At 66.5% G+C, this 17,406-nt stretch carries 15 protein-coding genes and 1 riboswitch; of the genes, 2 read left to right on the top strand and 13 right to left on the bottom strand.

What is annotated here, in order from left to right:
- Nucleotides 1-2 precede the first annotated feature (2 nt).
- Genes glgA through glgB form a run of 3 tightly spaced genes read right to left on the bottom strand, consistent with a single transcriptional unit; the run spans nt 3 to nt 4,948 of the window.
- On the bottom strand, nt 3-1,457 hold the full coding sequence (gene glgA, locus WOC76_RS19300; protein WP_341104462.1) for a glycogen synthase GlgA: 1,455 nt from the start codon (nt 1,455-1,457) through the stop codon (nt 3-5).
- A complete protein-coding gene (glgC, locus tag WOC76_RS19295; RefSeq protein WP_341104463.1) occupies nt 1,454-2,716 on the bottom strand; it encodes a glucose-1-phosphate adenylyltransferase in 1,263 nt (420 codons plus the stop codon). Before glgC ends, glgA begins: the two co-directional genes overlap by 4 nt.
- A 27-nt stretch (nt 2,717-2,743) precedes the next feature.
- Nucleotides 2,744-4,948, bottom strand: a complete 2,205-nt coding sequence (glgB, locus tag WOC76_RS19290; RefSeq protein ID WP_341104464.1) for a 1,4-alpha-glucan branching protein GlgB — start codon at nt 4,946-4,948, stop codon at nt 2,744-2,746.
- 170 nt (nt 4,949-5,118) lie between these two features.
- Nucleotides 5,119-5,181, top strand: a riboswitch (Fluoride riboswitch).
- A gap of 82 nt (nt 5,182-5,263) precedes the next feature.
- Here glgB and WOC76_RS19285 point away from each other — a divergent pair.
- Nucleotides 5,264-6,853: an MFS transporter gene (locus WOC76_RS19285; protein ID WP_341104467.1), complete on the top strand. Its 1,590-nt coding sequence runs from the start codon at nt 5,264-5,266 to the stop codon at nt 6,851-6,853.
- A 12-nt stretch (nt 6,854-6,865) separates the two neighbouring features.
- On the opposite strand, the gene WOC76_RS19280 is transcribed toward WOC76_RS19285, so the two are convergent.
- The 10 genes from WOC76_RS19280 to WOC76_RS19235 all read right to left on the bottom strand — a co-directional run bounded on the left by WOC76_RS19280 (nt 6,866) and on the right by WOC76_RS19235 (nt 16,553).
- Nucleotides 6,866-8,083: a cation:proton antiporter gene (locus tag WOC76_RS19280; RefSeq protein WP_341104468.1), complete on the bottom strand. Its 1,218-nt coding sequence runs from the start codon at nt 8,081-8,083 to the stop codon at nt 6,866-6,868.
- A 103-nt stretch (nt 8,084-8,186) separates the two neighbouring features.
- Nucleotides 8,187-8,627: an FKBP-type peptidyl-prolyl cis-trans isomerase gene (locus tag WOC76_RS19275; protein WP_341104469.1), complete on the bottom strand. Its 441-nt coding sequence runs from the start codon at nt 8,625-8,627 to the stop codon at nt 8,187-8,189.
- Between the two features lie 19 nt (nt 8,628-8,646).
- Nucleotides 8,647-9,648 (bottom strand): adenosine kinase, encoded by a 1,002-nt coding sequence (locus WOC76_RS19270; RefSeq protein WP_341104471.1) that lies wholly within the window; start codon nt 9,646-9,648, stop codon nt 8,647-8,649.
- Nucleotides 9,649-9,766: 118 nt separating this feature from the next.
- Entirely contained in the window at nt 9,767-10,684 is a 918-nt protein-coding gene (locus tag WOC76_RS19265; RefSeq protein ID WP_341104473.1) for an outer membrane protein, read from the bottom strand.
- A gap of 169 nt (nt 10,685-10,853) precedes the next feature.
- Entirely contained in the window at nt 10,854-11,384 is a 531-nt protein-coding gene (locus tag WOC76_RS19260) for a hypothetical protein (RefSeq protein ID WP_341104475.1), read from the bottom strand.
- Between the two features lie 162 nt (nt 11,385-11,546).
- Nucleotides 11,547-12,974: a glycosyltransferase family 4 protein gene (locus WOC76_RS19255; protein ID WP_341104477.1), complete on the bottom strand. Its 1,428-nt coding sequence runs from the start codon at nt 12,972-12,974 to the stop codon at nt 11,547-11,549.
- Nucleotides 12,971-13,954 (bottom strand): NAD-dependent epimerase/dehydratase family protein, encoded by a 984-nt coding sequence (locus WOC76_RS19250; protein ID WP_341431542.1) that lies wholly within the window; start codon nt 13,952-13,954, stop codon nt 12,971-12,973. The genes WOC76_RS19255 and WOC76_RS19250 overlap by 4 nt, the downstream gene beginning before the upstream one ends.
- 20 nt (nt 13,955-13,974) lie before the next feature.
- Nucleotides 13,975-14,955, bottom strand: a complete 981-nt coding sequence (gmd, locus tag WOC76_RS19245; protein WP_341389408.1) for a GDP-mannose 4,6-dehydratase — start codon at nt 14,953-14,955, stop codon at nt 13,975-13,977.
- A gap of 174 nt (nt 14,956-15,129) precedes the next feature.
- The gene (locus tag WOC76_RS19240) at nt 15,130-15,489 is read right to left on the bottom strand and encodes a YidB family protein (protein WP_341104480.1); all 360 of its coding nucleotides are present in this window, start codon (nt 15,487-15,489) and stop codon (nt 15,130-15,132) included.
- A gap of 110 nt (nt 15,490-15,599) precedes the next feature.
- Complete coding sequence (locus WOC76_RS19235) at nt 15,600-16,553, bottom strand: LOG family protein (protein ID WP_341431541.1); 954 nt, start codon at nt 16,551-16,553, stop codon at nt 15,600-15,602.
- A 93-nt stretch (nt 16,554-16,646) separates the two neighbouring features.
- Here WOC76_RS19235 and WOC76_RS19230 point away from each other — a divergent pair, with 93 nt between their 5' ends.
- Complete coding sequence (locus tag WOC76_RS19230; RefSeq protein ID WP_341389403.1) at nt 16,647-17,393, top strand: YebC/PmpR family DNA-binding transcriptional regulator; 747 nt, start codon at nt 16,647-16,649, stop codon at nt 17,391-17,393.
- Nucleotides 17,394-17,406: the final 13 nt, after the last annotated feature.

The following is a 17,406-nucleotide window of genomic DNA, read 5'->3' as shown; positions in this document are numbered from 1 at the left end:
CGTCACCTCCTTGCAGCCGCCGCCTCGCGATAAAGCGCGGCGTAACGCCGTGCGGGATGGCGCCAGGACACATCCGTCTTCATGCCGGCGATCTGCATGGCGCGCCATGTCTCCCTGTCGTTGAAAACGGCCTCCGCCCGACGCAGCGCGCCGCCCAGCGCCTCGGCCGACGGCGGCGAGAACTGGAAGCCCGTTGCGACGCCGGCCTGAAGCGCCATTTCATTGGCGTCGATGATCGTATCCTTGAGGCCGCCGACCCGCGCCACAATTGGGACGGCGCCGTAGCGCAGCGCATAGAGCTGCGTGAGACCGCAGGGCTCGAAGCGCGAGGGAACGAGAAAAGCGTCGCAGCCCGCCTGAACGAGATGGGCCATGTCCTCGTCATAGCCGATGACGACGCCGACGCGGCCGCGATAGGCCTCCTGCGCGGTGAGAAAGCCGTCCTCCAGATGTCTGTCGCCGGCGCCGAGAAGCGCGATCTGCACGCGGCGCGCCATCAGCCCGGGGAGATCGGCGAGCAGCATGTCCAGGCCCTTTTGCCAGGAAAGGCGGCTCACGACGCCGAGGAGAAACGCTTGCCGGTCGGCGTCGAGACGCAGGCGGCGGCAAAGGGCCGCTCTGTTTTTCGCGCGCGCGTCGAGGCGCGCGGCGTCGTAAGTGGCGGCGATGCGCGTATCCGTGGCCGGATTCCATGTCTCTTCGTCGACGCCGTTGAGAATGCCGCCGACCACATCGGCGCGCGCGCGCAAGAGGCCGTCGAGCCCCATGCCGAATTCGCTCGTCTCGATCTCGAGCGCATAACTCGGCGAGACCGTCGTGATGCGGTCGCAAAGCTGGAGACCCGCCTTGAGAAAGCCGATGGCGCCGTAATATTCGACGCCGTCGATCTGGAAGGCGTGCGGCGGGAGGCGCAGCGGCTCGAGCAGCTCTTTCGAAAACTGCCCCTGAAACGCGATGTTGTGAATGGTGACGATGGTCGCCGGCCGCGGCCGGCCGCTGTAATGCAGATAGGCCGGCGCGAGCGCCGCCTGCCAGTCGTGGGCGTGCAGGACATCGGGGACGAAATCGGCGAGCGCGCCCTGCGCGATGTCGGCGCCGACCCAGGCGAGCGCCGCGAAGCGGAAGGCGTTGTCGGGGTAATCGACGCCATGGGCGTCGGTGTAGAGCCCGCCCTCGCGCGCGTAGAGATGCGGCGCGACGAGCGCATAGACGATCTCCTCGCCGAGACGCCCTTCGTGCAGCCAGGCCGGACCGCCGAAGAGATCGTCGAAGGCGAGGCGGGTTTCTCCGGGACCGAGCGCGGCGAGCGCCTGCGGATAGCCGGGAATGAGCGTGCGGGTCTCGACGTTTTGGACGCGCAGCGCGGCCGGCAGGGCGCCGACGACATCGGCGAGGCCGCCCGTCTTGACGAGCGGGCTCATTTCCGAGGCGACGGCGAGAACGCGCAGCGCCGTCATGTCGCGAGCCTGTCGATCATCGGCTGGGTGATGAGACAGACGCCCTGTTCGGTGCGACGGAACCGCTTCGCGTCGAAGTCGGGGTCTTCGCCGACGACCAGTCCTTGCGGAATGCGCACGCCGCGATCCACGACGACATTGGCGAGCCGCGACGAGCGGCCGATGTCGACATAAGGAAGGATCACGGCGTTCTCGACCGTGGCGTAGGAATTGACCCTGACGCCCGTAAAGAGAAGCGAGCGGCGCAGCGTGGAGCCCGAGACGATGCAGCCCCCCGAGACGAGCGAAGACAAAGCCTGTCCGCGCCGGCCCACCTGATCGTGCACGAATTTCGCGGGCGGCGTGATTTCCGCATAGGTCCAGATCGGCCAATTGCGGTCATAGAGATCGAGCTGCGGCGTGAAATCGGTCAGATCGATATTCGCCGCCCAATAGGCGTCGACGGTGCCGACGTCGCGCCAATAGGCGTGCTGCTCGCTCGCCGCGCGCACGCAGGAGCGCGAGAAGTGATGCGCGACCGCTTTGCCGTGCTTCACGATATAGGGGATGATGTCCTTGCCGAAGTCATGCGTCGAACTGGCGTCCTCCGCGTCGCGGCGCAATTGGTCGTAGAGAAATTTCGCCTCGAAGACATAGATGCCCATGCTCACGAGCGAGCGGTCGGGATGGCCGGGCATGGCCGGCGGATCGACCGGTTTTTCGTGAAACTCGACGATGCGGTCGCCGTGATCGACACGCATGACCCCGAAGCCCGACGCTTCGCTGCGCGGCACTTCGAGGCAGCCGACCGTCACATCGGCGCCCTGCTCCACATGCTGTTGCAGCATGTGTTCGTAATCCATCTTGTAGATGTGATCGCCGGCGAGCAGCACGATGTATCTCGGGTCGTAGCTCTCGACGATGTCGAGATTTTGGAAAACCGCGTCGGCCGTGCCGAGATACCAGTGATCCTCGGAGACGCGCTGGCTCGCGGGGAGAATGTCGAAGCTTTCGTTGCGCTCGGTGCGAAAGAAGCTCCAGCCGCGCTGCAAATGGCGAATGAGGCTGTGCGCCTTGTATTGCGTCGCGACGCAAATGCGGCGGATGCCGGAATTGAGCGCGTTCGAGAGCGCGAAGTCGATGATGCGGGACTTGCCGCCAAAATAGACGGCGGGCTTGGCGCGCCGGTCCGTCAGTTCCATCAGCCGCGAGCCGCGGCCGCCCGCGAGCACATAGGCCATGGCGTAGCGCGCGAGCGGCGCATTGTCATAGGCGGCCATGAGATCCGTCCTGTTCGATCAAGAGCGTCATGAGAGACCATCGTCGGGTTCGAAGAACAATGTGGCGAGGGGCGGAATCGTCAGATCGGCGCAGGCCGGAAAGCCCGCGAAGCCCTCGGCGCGCGCCTCGATCCCGCCGAGATTGCCGACGCCCGAGCCGCCGTAGACCACAGCATCGGAGTTGAGGATTTCCCGCCACCGCCCGGCGCCAGGCAGGCCGAGCCGATAGGCGGGGCGCGGCACGGGCGTGAAGTTGGAGACGACGAGGATCGGCCGCGCGCGATCCTCGCCAAAGCGCAGAAAGGCGAAAACCGAATTGTCGGCGTCGTCCACCACGACCCACTGGAAGCCCTCGCTCTCGCAATCGCGCGCATGGAGCGCGGCGCGGCTGCGATAGAGGCGATTGAGGTCGCGCACATAAGCCTGCAAGCCCCTGTGCGGCGCATGTTCGAGCAGGCCCCAGTCCAGTTGCGCGGCGTAATCCCATTCCCGCGTCTGGCCGAACTCCTGGCCCATGAACAGAAGCTTCTTGCCGGGATGCCCCCACATGAAGCCGTAATAGGCGCGCGCGCCCGCGAAACGCCGCCAGTCGTCGCCGGGCATCTTGCTCACGATCGAGCCCTTGCCGTGCACGACTTCGTCATGGGAGAGCGGCAGCACGAAATTCTCCGCGAAGGCGTAGAGCAGGCCGAAGGTCAGCTCATTGTGGCGCCATTTGCGATAGACGGGATCGGACGACATGTAGCGCAGCGTGTCGTTCATCCAGCCCATGTTCCATTTGAAGCCGAAGCCGAGGCCGCCCGAGGAGGTCGGCAGCGTGACCCCGGCCCAGGCCGTGGATTCTTCCGCAATCGTCACGACACCGGGGTGAAGACCATAAACGAGCTCGTTGAACCTTCGAAGAAAGCCCATGGCGTCGCGATTGTCGTTGGAGCCGTCGGGGTTGGGCGCCCATTCGCCCGCTTTCCGCGAATAATCGAGATAGAGCATGGAGGCGACGGCGTCGACGCGCAGCCCGTCGATGTGGAAGCGGTCGAGCCAGTAAAGCGCATTGGCGATCAGGAAGTTCGCGACCTCGCGGCGCCCGTAGTCGTAGATCGCCGTGCTCCAGTCGGGATGAAAGCCGCGGCGCGGATCGGGGTGTTCGTAGAGCGGGCCGCCATCGAAGCGCGCGAGACCATGTTCGTCGGTCGGGAAATGCGCCGGCACCCAGTCGAGAATAACCGATAGCCCGGCCCGGTGGGCGCGGTCGACGAAGCGCCGGAAGCCTGCCGCGTCGCCGTGGCGGCGCGTCGGCGCATAAAGCCCGATCGGCTGATAGCCCCAGGAAGCGTCGAGCGGATGCTCGCTCACGGGCAAAAGCTCGATATGAGTGAAGCCCATGTCGGCCACATAAGGCACGAGCTGATCGGCGAGCTCGTCATAGGTGAGGAAGCGCCAGCCCTCGGCCTTGCGCCAGGACGCGAGATGAACTTCGTAGATCGACATGGGCGCGCGGCGCGGATCGCGCTCAGCGCGCGCGCGCATATGGTCCGCGTCGCCCCACTCGTAAGGCGCATTCGAGGCCACGACCGAGGCGGTGGAGGGCCGCAGCTCCGCCTCGAAGCCGAGCGGATCGGCCTTGAGCGGCAGCAGCGCCCCGTCTCGCCCGAGGATTTCATATTTATACGCCGCGCCGGGTCCGACGCCGGGGAGGAAGATTTCCCACACGCCGCTGTCGACGCGCTTGCGCATCTGCGCGCGGCGCCCGTCCCACTGGTTGAAGTCACCGACGACCGAGACGCGCCGGGCGTTGGGCGCCCAGACGGCGAAATGGGTCCCCTCGACGCCCTCGTGCACAAGGACCTGCGCGCCGAGCCGCTCATAGAGCTTCCGATGCTCGCCGGCGACCAGAAGATGGTCGTCCATGGGCCCGAGAACGGGCGGGAAGGCGTAAGGATCGAGAAAGCGCCAGGCGCCCGCCTCATTCTCTGCGGCGAGCATATAAGGCGCGCGCGCCTCGAGCGGCGTCAGCCCCTCGAAGACGCCCGCCTCATGAATGCGCGCGAGCGTGGCGATCTCGCGCCCGTCCGGCGTCTCTGCGACGAGGCTTTGCGCGCCGGGAACGAAGGCGCGGATGACGAAGCCAGCGGGCGTCTCGTGAAGGCCGAGCACGGCGAAGGGATCGCCATGGCGGGCCGCGACGATCGCGTCGATGTCGCTCGTTTCCGCCCGCCCGTTCTTTGCCGTCATGAGGAACCGTCGACCCTGCGCTTTTTGCGGCGCCGCGACGCGCCCTTGCAGAGAGGATGATGGCCTGCGCGACGCCTTCGGGAAAGCCCCTTCCACGGCGCCAGTCAGGTAAAAAGCCTCTTCGAAGGTAAAAGGCCGCGGTTGACAGCCCCCGGGATTCGCGCGCTAAACTCGCCGCAGGCGATGGGGTTCGCCTTGTAACCGCCCGCGGGGCCGATGACTCCTGTTTGACGAGCAACGTCCGGAGTCTGTCGTGACGAACCTGAGTGAATCAACACGCCATTTGGTCGCGGCCCGGCCCGGGAGGCGCCGCTGATGCCCGAACTCGACGACCGGCTGACGGGCTGGCGCTTCCTTCTGTTCAACATCGCCCTCGCCGTCGGCAATGTCATCGCCCTCTCCAATGTGCCGGGCTACACCGTGCTCGTGCCCTATGCGGCCGGGAGCCTTCAGGGCGTGAACCCGAGCTTCGGCACCTGGGGAACGACCGACCACATGATGGGCATCGTTCTCGGCCTGCCGCTGTCGCGCTGGTTCGCCGGGCGCTTCGGCGACTATCGGGTCTATTGCTGGGCCTTTGTCGCCTATGCGGTCTTCTCCTTCGCCTGCGCCACGAGCGACACCATCTGGGTCTTCGTGCCCATGCGTTTTCTGCTCGGACTGGCCGGCGGCGTCATCCTGCCCCTCGGCCAGGCGCTCATGCTCACCGAGCTTCCCGACAAACATCGCGTCTATGGCGTCGCCTGGTGGGCCGTGCTCAGCATGGCGCCCTTCACGCTCGGCGTCTTCATGGGCGGCTTCTGGGCGGAATATCTCGACTGGCGGATGCTGTTCTACTCGAACATCATTCTCGGTCTGCCCATCGCCGGAGTCGTCGTCGCGCTGCTTTACGGGCGCCCCTTCCGGCGCAAGATCGTGCGCTTCGATACGGTGGGCTTCCTGCTCATCGCGGTCACGCTCGTCGGCGTGCAGACCATCCTCAATCAGGGCAATGATTTCGACTGGTTCGGCTCGCCGATTCTGGGCGGCCTCCTCGTCGTCGTGATCGTCGCCTTCCCGGCCTTCATCCTGTGGGAGCTCGGCGAGCGCAATCCCGCGCTCGACGTCAGGCTCTTCCGTCACCGCAATTACGCGATCGCGACCTTCTGCTCGGTCGCGGGCTTTCTCGTCATTCAGGGCACGCTGTCGGTCTTCATCGGCCAATTGCAGACGCTGCTCGGCTACACCTCCTCGCTCGCGGGGCTCGTCTATCTCGTCATGGCGGTCTTCGCGGCGCCGCTCGTCTCGGTCGTGCATGTGCTCACCAGGCACATCGAGCTGCGCTATCTCGCAAGCCTCAATTTCATCGGCTTCGCCGTGACGCTGACCTGGCTCGGCGAATATGACAAGGTCGCCTCCTTCGACCAGATCACGCCGCCAATGCTCTTTTTCGGCTTCTTCCTCGCGACCTTCTTCGCGCCCCCGGCCGCGATCGCCGTGCAGGGCCTTGCGGGAGGCAAGCTCATTCGCGCGGCGGAGGAGCTTGCCATGCTGCGCACGGCCTTCGGCGCCTATGGCATCACCTCGCAGGCGGTGGTGCAGTTCCGCCGCGCGCCCTTTCATCAGCTCGGCATGGCGGACCAGTTGGGCGGGCGCCGCTTCCCCTCGCTCGACGTGCTCGGCGCGCTGATGGACAAGCTGCAAGGTCTCGGCATGAGCGAGGCCGTCTCGAGGCTCCAGGTCTCACGTCTGATGCGCCAGCAGTCGCTGCTGCTCGCCCTCGACGACGCCTTTTATTTCGGGGCCCTCGTCTTCGTCTTCCTTGCGGGGATCATCTGGCTCGCCCGTCCGGCGCGGCTCGCCAAGCCGGAAGCGGAATCGACGCTCGTCGAGCTCGAGGCCGAGGAGCTGATGGAGCAGCCGTGAGGACGCGCGGCCTCAAGACCGCACGTCGGAGGTTTCGAGCGCCTTCTCCACCTGCTCTTCCCGCGTCGGACCGCTTTCGTCCGGCGGCAGCAGATGGCGCGGCAGGAAATAGCGGTTGGCGATGAGCGTCGGGATCACCGCCGTGCCGATGATGGCGGCGACGAGCGTCGAATATTGCCCCTGGTCGATGATCCCGTTGGAGAGGCCGAAGAGCGCGGAAATGGTGCCGAAGGTCAGGCCCGAGGCCATCAGTAGCGTCGTATACATGGCGTCCCTGTGCGGGGCGTCGAAGCGGCGCGCCACGGGGTAGACGCTCGCGATCTTGGCGGCCATCTCGACGGCGAGAAGGACCAGCACGCCGAGCGGCGCCGCGAGCACCGCCGGCGCCGAGACGAAATAGCCCGCGCGGATGAAATAGAAGGGCGTCAGCAGGCCGATCGTGATGCTGCGCAGGCGCCGGATGAGGGCGCTGTCCCGGCCGACGCTCCCCGCCAGCGCCATGCCGATGAGATAGGCGGGCAGCACCGCCTCGCTCCCCGCCCAAGTCGCGAGCGCCCCCAGGCCCATCAACGTGAAGAGCAGGAATTTCGCCTCGAATTCGGAAGGTCTTCCGCCGAAGCGGGCGAAGGCGACAGGCGCGAGTTTCGGCAGAGTAACGAAGGCCCCCGCGAGGGCGGCGGCGAAGAGCAGCGTCTTCCAGGTGAAAGGCGCGAAGACGAGGCCGAGCGTCACCACCGTGCCGAGATCGGTGATGAAGCAGGCGGCGAGGATCGTCTTGCCATAATCCGTGCGGTTGAAGCCATATTCCATCATCACCGTATAGACGACGGCGACGGAGGTGGCGGCGAGCGCGATGCCGGCGAGGAGCGCGGGCGGCGACTCCCAGCCGAGCAGATAATGCGCCGCCGCCCAGCAGGCGACGGAAGGGACGAGGAAGCTCGCGGCGCCGATGGCGGCCGCCTCCTTCCACTGGCGCCGGAAGACGACGGGATCGAGTTCCGCCCCGGCCAGGAAGGTCAGGAGAATGGCGCCGATTCCGGCCAGGGTCTTCACCCAGGGCTCCTGAACGGCGAAGACGCCCTCATAGCCGACGAGGCCCAGAACGGCGCGCGCCGAGAGGCCGACGACGATCTCGACCAGCGCGGTCGAGAGGCGGAACCGATGCGCCGCGAGGCCCGCGAGGAGCGCGAGCCCGAACACCAGCGCGGCCTGCGCCCAGATCGGAGTCATGGCGGGTCTCCCTTGCCTTCGGCGCCGCCGATGCAGCCTTCCCCCACCCCGGCCCTCCCCGCACGGGGGAGGGAGCGCTCGCGATCGGCGTTTGTGCGGTTGTTTACTTCACGCCGAGCAGTTCGACGTCGAAGATCAGCCAGCTGTTGGCGGGGATGGCGTTGCCCATGGCGCGCGCGCCATAGCCGAGTTCGGGGGGAATGATGAGCGTGCGCTTGCCGCCCACTTTCATCGTCTCGACGCCCTCGTCCCAGCCCTTGATCACCTGGCCCATGCCGAGCGGGAAGTCGAAGGGCTCGCCGCGATCGCGCGAGCTGTCGAATTTCTTGCCCTTGGCGCCGTTCACATAGAGCCAGCCGGTATAGTGCACGACGACGGTCTGGCCGACCTTCGGCGAAGCGCCCGTTCCGGGCTTCACGTCGATATATTTCAGGCCGTCGGCGGTGAGCGTCGTCTCCGGCTCGGCGCGCAGGCTGGCCGGCGCGAGGGCGAGGCCCGCGGCGGCGATGAGAGCGGCGGCGAACGTCTTCGTGACCATGCGCATTTTCTTCCTCCCGGTAAAATCAGGCGAGAACGCCGTTGTCGCGGGCGAGCTGGAGCAGATTTTTCTGCGGCCGCGCGCCGACGTGAGAGATGATTTCGGCGGCGGCGAGGGCGCCGAGCGCCGCGCTCTTCTCATGCGGCAGGCCCCTGGCGTAGCCGGTGAGGAAGCCCGCCGCGAAGAGATCGCCCGCGCCGGTCGTGTCGACGACCTCGTCGACCGGGAAGGCCGGCGCCGCGATCAGGCTGTCGCCCGTGGCGACCACGCAGCCCTTTTCCGAGCGCGTGACGACGCCGATGAGGCCGGTCTCGGCGCGCAGCGCCGCGATCGCCGTGTCGAAATCGGCCGTCTCATAGAGCGCGTGCAATTCGCTCTCGTTGGCGAAGAGAATATCCACCACGCGGTCGCGAATGAGCGAGAGGAATTCTCCACGATAGCGGCCGACGCAGAAGCTGTCGGAGAGGGTCAACGCCACCTTGCGGCCGTTGGCGCGCGAGACCTTGGCGGCGCGCAGAAAGGCCTCCTTGGCGCCCGGCGGATCCCAGAGATAGCCCTCCATGTAGAGAACGCTCGCCGAGGCGACCGCCTTCTCGTCGATGTCCGCCGGCCCCAGCGCCTGACAGGCGCCGAGGAAAGTGTTCATGGTGCGCTGGCCATCCGGCGTGACGAAGATCAGGCAGCGGGCCGTGGCCGCGCCGTCCGTCGCGGGCGGCGTGTCGAAGGCGACGCCCGCCTTGCGAATGTCATGGGTGAATTCGCGGCCCGCCGCGTCTTCCTTGACCTTGCCGACGAAGCCCACGCGGCCGCCGAGGCTCGCGACGCCGGCCATCGTATTGGCGGCCGAGCCGCCCGAAATCACGGTGGTCGGTCCCATCAGCTCATAGAGCTGGTCGGCGCGCGCCTCGTCCACGAGCGCCATGGAGCCCTTGACGAGGCCGGCCGAGACGAGAACGTCGTCCTCGGCGCGAGAAATCGTGTCGACGATCGCGTTGCCGATGCCCAGAACGTCGAGGGAAGCTGACATGAGAAAAAACCCGCGCTGGAAGCCGCGCCGTGAAGGGCCGGGCGGCCGAAAAGGGAAAGCGCGGGCTTCCTAACACCCCCTTGGACAAATAAACAGGGGCGCGCGAGGCCCTTTGGCCTCAGTTCGTCGTTATGCGAAAGCCGACGCGCAGCTCGTGGGACGTGATGTCCCTGGTTTGCGGCGCGATATAGACGCCATTGGCGGCATAGGCCGGAAGACCCGTATATTTCCCCGCGTTCAGATAGCGATAGCCGACGTCGACCTTGAAATTCCGGGAAAGGTCATAGCTGACGCCCGCCATGAGATTCCAGGCGAACTGCCAGGAGCTTTTGGTCTGCGTGAAGTTCCAGTTGGTCTGGGCGAAGGGGAGCTGGATCGGGAAGGGCGCGCCGTCGGCGTAAATCCACAGAGGAACCTGTCCTTCGGGCAGCGTCAGATTGGGCGCCCATAGCCCGCTGTCGCTATTGCGCAGATAGGCCACGCTCGACGAGCCGGAATTATAGGTCATGCCCACGCCCGCGCCGATGTAGGGCGTGAAGCCCCAGACATGGGCGATGTCGAAATAGGCGTTGGCGAGCACGCTTGTGCGGTTCAGGGATGCGGAGCTGTATTGCGAACAAATACTGTTCGGGTCGGCATAAATGCCAACATTGAAACCTGTGGCCTGGTCGACGAGGCCGCGCAACTCGGTGGGGCACCAGAACTGGCCCGTCATGCGCGTCTTGCGGAAAACGCTGCGGTCGATGGTGACGTCGGCGCGCAGCCAGTCATTGAACTGATAGCCGCCGCCGAGGCCACCCGAAATGATGTCCTGACGGCCGAGGGCCTGGAACGCGCCCGAGAGGGCCGGAAGGCGCACCTCCTGAAAACCCACATCGCCGCGCAGATACCAGTTCGACCCCCATTCGACAGGGCCTTCCGGCAGCTCCGGCGCCTCGGGGAGGTCGAAGAGATCGGCGGCTCGGGCCGTCTGCGCGGAGACGCTGAGGAGGGCGGCGAGGAACGCCGCGCGGGCGCGCGGGAACTGGGGGAACATGGTCTCTTCCTTGCTGACGCCGACCCGCGCGGCGGCGGGGGCGACGATGAAGGAAGAGTGAGCGATTATACTTAATGTGGACTTAATGCTCTGAAAAGGTTGAAGGTTCCATCGCCGGCGCCCATGCGTGAGCGCCGGCTAAGCTCAAGTCCAGACAGTCGATTTTGTTTCAGAACTTTATCGCTGCAAGCACGACCTCGATCGCGATCACATAGAGCGCCGCCGTCACGAAGGCGGGAATGGGCCGCAGCGACACATGGCGCAGCAGGAAGGCGTACATGAACGCGACCCAGACGATGATCGGGAACAGCAGGAAACGGGCCAGACGCTCGGTCGGCAACGGCGGCGGCAAGGCGACGCCCACGATCAGGTGCAGGATGATATAGGCGAGGGCGGCGATGGCGCCCATGATCGCCATGGCCGTGAGGGTTTTGACGAATTTCTGCTCCTGCCCGAGATAGCGCAGCAGATAGAAGGTCGCGCCATAGAGCACGGCGGCGCTGGCCACGCCGTAGAAGATGCTCACGACGATCGAATGCGAGAAAAATTGCGCCCCGGCCTGGAGCACGACATAGGCGGCGAGCCCGCCCTTCAGCAGTTGCTGCGACTCGGGCAGCGACAGCTGCGACGCCTCGAGATTGAGCATTTTGAGGACGGTCCGCGACGTCTGGTCGTTTACGAGCGGAATATTGAGCGCCATTTTCGATCTGTCCTCTGATGGCGGCGCGCGTTGGGCTGCCGCAAAACAAGCGAAAAGCCGCCGCCCCGGGGACAATCCTCGAAAGCGCGACCGATTGTCGCCTGTCTAACACGCTTTGGCGCGGGGCGGAAACCGCCAGGTCGAACATGCGGCGCGGCGGCCTCAGGGGAGCCGGGTCAGCCAATCGTCGCGGGCGATGGTCTCGACGATGCGGCGCGCCGCCTCGGCCCATGAAACCCGCAGCGCCCGCGCCGGATCGGGCTGGCGCAAGCCGGTGAGAAAATCCTCGATCTCCGCCGCGAGAGCGGCCGGGTCGTTGACGCGGAAGTAGAGCGCGCCCTCGCGCCCGACCTCGCGAAACACCGGAATGTCGCTGCAAATGACGGCGCGGCCGCGCAGCGCCGCCTCCACGATGGGCAGGCCGAAGCCTTCGGCGTAGGAGGGCAGGATCAGCGCGCGGCTGTGGTCATAAAGATAGGAAAGCTCCCCGTCGTCGGCGTCGTCGAACCAGAACAGACGTCGGCCACGCTCGGCGTGGTCCGTGATCTCGGCGACGATCGCCTCCTCCAGCCAGCCGCGCCGTCCGACGATGACGAGGCGCGCTTCGACGCCCTTCGCCCAGAGCGCCTCGAACGCCTGAAGCGCGATGCGGTGGCCCTTGCGTGGCTCGATGGTGCCGACCATCAGAAATGTGGGCGTCTCTCCCGCGACGGCCGCCGCGATCTTTTGGCGGGGATTTTCGGCAGGCGGCGCGGCGAGATCGGCGCCGCACTGGAACCAGCCAATCTTCAGGCCCGGCCGGTGCGACAGACGGTTTTCCGCCACGAAAGCCGCGAGCTCCTCCGCGACCGTTCGCGAAATCGCCAGAAAGGCGTCGCTTTCGAGGAGCGCCCGGCGCAGCCAGGCGCGATAGCGCGGCGGCGTCGCCTCGTGGCAGGCGTAAGGATGCAATTCGGGGATGAGATCGAAGATGCAGGTGACGATCTCGCCGCCCCCCGTCCGGATGCGGCCGAAGAGCGGGGCGAGCTCGTCGAAGGCGTTCCAGCTGTCGGCGAGGGTGAGGAAGCGGTCGCCGGGCTCGATGTCGATTTCCTCGTCCGGCCCCGTTTCCGCGCCGCCGAGGCGGGCCGTGAAGGCGTTCGCCGTATAGAGCCGGCCACCCTCGCAGCGCACGGCGCGCGCGGGAATGTCGAAGCGGGCGCCCGAATGGCAGGCGCGGGCGATTTCCTTCACGACGCGCTGAATGCCGGTGCCGCCGTCGAATTTCGCCGTGGTCGTCACGTCGAGGAGCAGCCGCCGGGCCGGGATCGCCGCCGCCGCGGCGACCGGCTGCGCGGGAGGGGGCGGGGAAGCGGCGGGCGCGGCGGCTTCAGGCTTTCTCTTTCGGAACGGCGCGGCGAAGCGGGCGCCCGCCTCCGCGATCCGGCGCTCGAGGGGGCGCAGGACGTCGTAGATGCGGCCGGCGATGGAATAGGTCAGCCGGTGCCGCTCATGGGTGAGATGCAGGGCCTCGCGGCGCAAATGCTCGAGCTGGAATTCGAGCAGGCGGATGCGCGCGCGCCGATCCTCGGGAGGGTTTGCGCCGGTCACGACGGCGTCCGGGCAATTTCGGCGCGCCATTCGTTGAGCAGTGCGCACAGCGTGTCCTCGATGGAATGGCGCGGCCGCCAGCCCGTGGCGGCGGCCAGCCGCGACGCGTCGCAGGCGACGCAGGCGATGTCGGTCGCGGACGGGCGCAGCAGCGCCGGATCGACTTCGACATCGAAGGGCCGCCGGGACATGCCGCGCAGCGTCTCGAGAAGCGAGGCGATGGTCAGCGCCTCGCCGGAGCCGATGTTGAAGATCGAGACTCGCTCGGGGAGATCGCGCGCCCGCGCCACGAGCCGCATATAGGCGTCGACCACGTCACGCACGTCGAGAAAGTCGCGGGCCTTGGAGAGATCGCCGACCTTCATACGCGGCCCGGCCTTTCCGGCTTCGATCGCGGCGATCTGCGCTGCGAAGGAGGCGAGCACGAAACTGCGGTTGCGCTGGCCGGGTCCCGAATGGTTGACGGGCCGCGCGATCACGAGCCGCGCTTCGGGCCCCAAAACGTCCGCCATGGCGCTTTCGGCGGCCGCCTTGGAGCGGCTGTAGACGTCCATCGGGCGCAGGGGCGCGTCTTCGGTCAGCACGCCGTCGCGAAAGCTCGCGCCATAGGCCGCCGCCGTGGACGAAAACAGCACCACCGCCCGCGGCGCGTGGCGGGCGACCGCCGCCGCGAGGCCGAAGGCGCCGTGGAAATTGACCCGCCAGGTCTGCTCCGGCGCGCCGGCCGACTGACCGATCGAGGCCTGCCCGGCAAGATGCAGGACGAGATCGGGCGCAAGATCGGCGATGAGCCGGTCAATCGCGTCCTCGTCGAGAAGGTCGGCGACGGCGCAGGAAAAAGCTGGATGCGCGCCGCTTTCGCCCGGCCGCACCAACACGACGCGGCGCGCGTCGGGATAGGCGTCGGCGAGCCGTGCGGCGAGATGCGCGCCGACGAAGCCGGCGCCGCCCGTCAGCAAGATGCGCTCATAGGCCGCCATGCCGCGCCCTCCCGCAGATTTCAGGCTTCGCGCCGCAGCCGCTCGAGGTCGGCGTCCACCATCTCGCGAATCATCTCGTCGAGCATGATCTCGGGCGTCCAGCCCAGGGCATTGCGCGCCTTGGTGGAATCGCCGAGCAGCACGTCGACCTCCGCCGGCCGGTAGAAGGCCGGGTCGATGACGAGATGTTTCCCCATGTCGAGGCCGGCGTGGTCGAAGGCGATCCGGCACATGTCGCGCACCGTCGTCGTCACGCCCGTCGCCACCACATAATCGTCGGGCGTCTCCTGCTGGAGCATCAGCCACATGGCCCGGACGTAATCCTTGGCGTGGCCCCAGTCGCGCTTGGCGTCGATATTGCCGAGCCGCAATTCATTCGCCTTGCCCAGTTTGATCTGGGCCACGCCATGCGTGACCTTGCGGGTGACGAATTCGACGCCGCGCAGCGGGCTTTCGTGATTGAAGAGAATGCCGGAAGAAGCGTGCAGGCCGAAGCTCTCCCGGTAATTGACCGTGATCCAGTGGCCGTAGAGCTTGGCGACGGCGTAAGGCGAGCGCGGATAGAAGGGCGTCTTCTCGCTCTGCATCGGCTCCTGGATGAGGCCGTACATTTCCGAGGACGACGCCTGATAGAAGCGCGCGCCGGGCGCGCCGAGCCGCATGGCCTCGAGCACATTGGTCACGCCCACGGCCGTGACATTGGCGGTCAGGATCGGCTGGCGCCAGGAGGAGGCGACATAGGACTGGGCGGCGAGATTGTAGATTTCGTCCGGCCGCACGTCCTGCACGGTGCGCAGCAGGCTCGAGAGGTCCGTCAGATCCGCGTCGTGCAGATGGACCCTGCCGCTGATCCCGAGCCAGCGCAGCCGGTGGTCCTCGACCCCGCGATGCGACGAGCGGCGGACGACGCCATGCACCTCGTAACCCTTGTCGAGCAGAAATTGCGAGAGATAGGCGCCATCCTGCCCCGTAACGCCAGTCACAAGCGCGCGCTTGGTCATCAATCTTCCTTGGTCCGACGGTTCGGTCGAAGGCTCTACTGAAAAGGCCCCGGAGAGGCAAGCCGGGGCGGCGGCATGGGCGGCAGCCTGGCCTGCGGCCCGGCCAGAGCCAGCCGGAAAAGAAAAAGCCGCCGGAAGCCCCGGCGGCCGCGCGTCTTCAAGCGGAAGGCGAGGTCAGTAAAGAGATTTCTTCTGTTCCTTCTCGGGGGCCGGGAGCTTGCCTTCCGGCGTCGCCTTGTCGATGGCGACGGGCAGATACTCGGCGAGAAGGTCGCGCGCCTTGTTGAGGTCGATCCCGGCCGATTCCGCGAGCTTCTTGAGCTTATCGACGCCGACCGCCTGGCCGACTTCGATCGAGCTGATGGCCTCGTTCTTGCCGGTCGAGACCCAGGACTCGATCTGTCTCTTGTAGCCGCCCTCCTTGAATTTCTTGACGACGGCGTCGAGGCCGCCTTCCTTCTCGACGTAATCCTTGATGAGGCTCAGAGCCTCTGCGCCAATGGCGCCGCCCACGATTCCCTTGAACCAGCTCATTTGAGAATCCTCCAATCAATGAAGCGGCGCTCCGCCGCAGCCTGTCAGATAGGCGGCGGGACCGACCCCTGCAATAAGCCACATCTGCGCTTTTTTGCGCCGCCGCTTTTTCACAAAAGCGGATCGCCGGCCTTTTGTCGCCAGCGCAAGATGCCTTCCCAGATTTCGCGCGCGGTCTCCGCATACCAGAAGAGATCGCGGTCTTCCGGCGCGATGACCCCTTCCTCGACGAGGAAATCCGGGTCGAAGACGCGTCGCCAATAGGCTTCGCCGACGAGGATGATCGGCAAGGGCTTCATGACGCGGGTCTGGGCGAGGGTGAGCGTCTCGAAGAGTTCATCGAGCGTGCCAAACCCGCCCGGAAAGGCGACGAGCGCCCGCGCCCGCAAGACGAAATGCAGCTTGCGCATGGCGAAGTAATGAAAGCGAAAACAAAGCTCGGGCGTCAGATAGGGGTTCGGGAACTGTTCGTGCGGCAGGGTGATGTTGAAGCCCGCGGTCTCGGCGCCGACGTCATAGGCGCCGCGGTTCGCCGCCTCCATGATGCCGGGGCCGCCGCCGGTGACGACCGCGAGCCGACGCCCGTCCGGCAATTGGCCCGAGGCGCCCACGATTCGCCCGAACTCCCGGGCGATGTCGTAAAAGCGCGCCTTGTCGGCGATGCGCTCGGCGACCGCCACGCGCCGGGCCGCCTGCGCGTCATCGGGCGCGGCCGCCGCCGCCGCCCGCGCCGCGTCGAGACGCGCCTGCGCCGCTTTCGGCTCGACGATGCGGGTGGAGCCGAAGACGACGATGGCGTCGGTGACGCCATGGGCGCGCAGCAAAAGCTCGGCCTTGAGATAGTCGAGCTCGAGCCTCGGGCCCCGCGCATCGTCGCTCGCCAGAAAGTCGAAATCCGAATCGGCCTCGCGATAGGCCGGACTCGCGAGCAGGGCCGCCACGCGCGCCGCCGCCTGGGGGTCCTCCTGGACCGGCTTGGGCCGCTGCTCCGGCAAGGGCTCGTGGCGGCGCAGCGGATGAGCGGGATGCCCGGGGGGAGTGTTTTCGTCGCCCTTCGGGCTCATGAAAGCGCCTTTCTTTATTTCCGGCCCCGCGGGGGTTATAGACGCCCGGGCGCCAGTTGCGGCGAGGAGAGAAGGACCAAAGGGCAAGACACGATGGCCGGGCATAGTCAGTTCAAGAACATTATGCACAAGAAGGGCAAGCAGGATGCGATCCGCTCCAAGCTCTTCTCCAAGCTTGCCCGCGAAATCACCGTCGCCGCCAAGATGGGCCTGCCCGATCCCAACATGAACGCGAGGCTTCGCGCCGCCGTTCTCGCCGCCAAGGCCGAGAACATGCCGAAAGACAATATCGAGCGCGCAATCAAGAAAGCCTCCGGCGCCGACGCCGAGAATTATGACGAAGTGCGTTACGAGGGCTATGCGCCGGGCGGCGTCGCCGTCATCATCGAGGCCCTGACCGACAATCGCAATCGCACGGCGGGCGAAGTGCGGTCCTATTTCACCAAGGCGGGCGGCGCGCTCGCCGAAACGGGCGCGGTCTCCTTCATGTTCGACCGCGTCGGCCTCGTCGAGTTCGACAAGAAGGTCGCGACCGAAGACCAGATGATGGAAGCGGCGATCGAGGGGGGCGCCGACGACGTCTCCACCACCGACGAGTCCCACGAGGTCATCACCTCGGTCGAGAGCCTGCGCGACGTCGCCAAGGCGCTGGAGGAGAAATTCGGCGAGCCGAAGAAGGCGGCCCTCGTCTGGCGCCCGCAGAACTCCATCAAGGTCGACGACGAGGCGGGCGAGAAGATCCTGAAGCTCGTCGGCGCGCTCGAGGACAATGACGACGTGCAGAACGTCTACGCCAATTTCGAGATCTCCGACGCGCTGATGGCGAAGCTCGCCGGCTGATCCACCTGCCGGG

The sequence above is a fragment of the Methylocystis sp. IM3 genome (assembly GCF_038070105.1).
GTDB lineage: Bacteria > Pseudomonadota > Alphaproteobacteria > Rhizobiales > Beijerinckiaceae > Methylocystis.
The sequence above is the reverse complement of the archived record's forward strand: the minus strand, read 5'-3'. Positions and strand labels throughout refer to the sequence as shown.

Bases quoted from the DNA above. Each gene is read 5' to 3' on its own strand.
- WOC76_RS19260 (WP_341104475.1), bottom strand. From the start codon at position 11,384: ATGGCGCTCAATATTCCGCTCGTAAACGACCAGACGTCGCGGACCGTC.
- glgA (WP_341104462.1), bottom strand. From the start codon at position 1,457: ATGACGGCGCTGCGCGTTCTCGCCGTCGCCTCGGAAATGAGCCCGCTC.
- glgB (WP_341104464.1), bottom strand. From the start codon at position 4,948: ATGACGGCAAAGAACGGGCGGGCGGAAACGAGCGACATCGACGCGATC.
- WOC76_RS19235 (WP_341431541.1), bottom strand. From the start codon at position 16,553: ATGAGCCCGAAGGGCGACGAAAACACTCCCCCCGGGCATCCCGCTCAT.
- WOC76_RS19285 (WP_341104467.1), top strand. From the start codon at position 5,264: ATGCCCGAACTCGACGACCGGCTGACGGGCTGGCGCTTCCTTCTGTTC.
- glgC (WP_341104463.1), bottom strand. From the start codon at position 2,716: ATGGCCGCCTATGACAATGCGCCGCTCGCGCGCTACGCCATGGCCTAT.
- WOC76_RS19250 (WP_341431542.1), bottom strand. From the start codon at position 13,954: ATGGCGGCCTATGAGCGCATCTTGCTGACGGGCGGCGCCGGCTTCGTC.
- gmd (WP_341389408.1), bottom strand. From the start codon at position 14,955: ATGACCAAGCGCGCGCTTGTGACTGGCGTTACGGGGCAGGATGGCGCC.
- WOC76_RS19275 (WP_341104469.1), bottom strand. From the start codon at position 8,627: ATGCGCATGGTCACGAAGACGTTCGCCGCCGCTCTCATCGCCGCCGCG.
- WOC76_RS19265 (WP_341104473.1), bottom strand. From the start codon at position 10,684: ATGTTCCCCCAGTTCCCGCGCGCCCGCGCGGCGTTCCTCGCCGCCCTC.
- WOC76_RS19280 (WP_341104468.1), bottom strand. From the start codon at position 8,083: ATGACTCCGATCTGGGCGCAGGCCGCGCTGGTGTTCGGGCTCGCGCTC.
- WOC76_RS19240 (WP_341104480.1), bottom strand. From the start codon at position 15,489: ATGAGCTGGTTCAAGGGAATCGTGGGCGGCGCCATTGGCGCAGAGGCT.
- WOC76_RS19270 (WP_341104471.1), bottom strand. From the start codon at position 9,648: ATGTCAGCTTCCCTCGACGTTCTGGGCATCGGCAACGCGATCGTCGAC.
- WOC76_RS19230 (WP_341389403.1), top strand. From the start codon at position 16,647: ATGGCCGGGCATAGTCAGTTCAAGAACATTATGCACAAGAAGGGCAAG.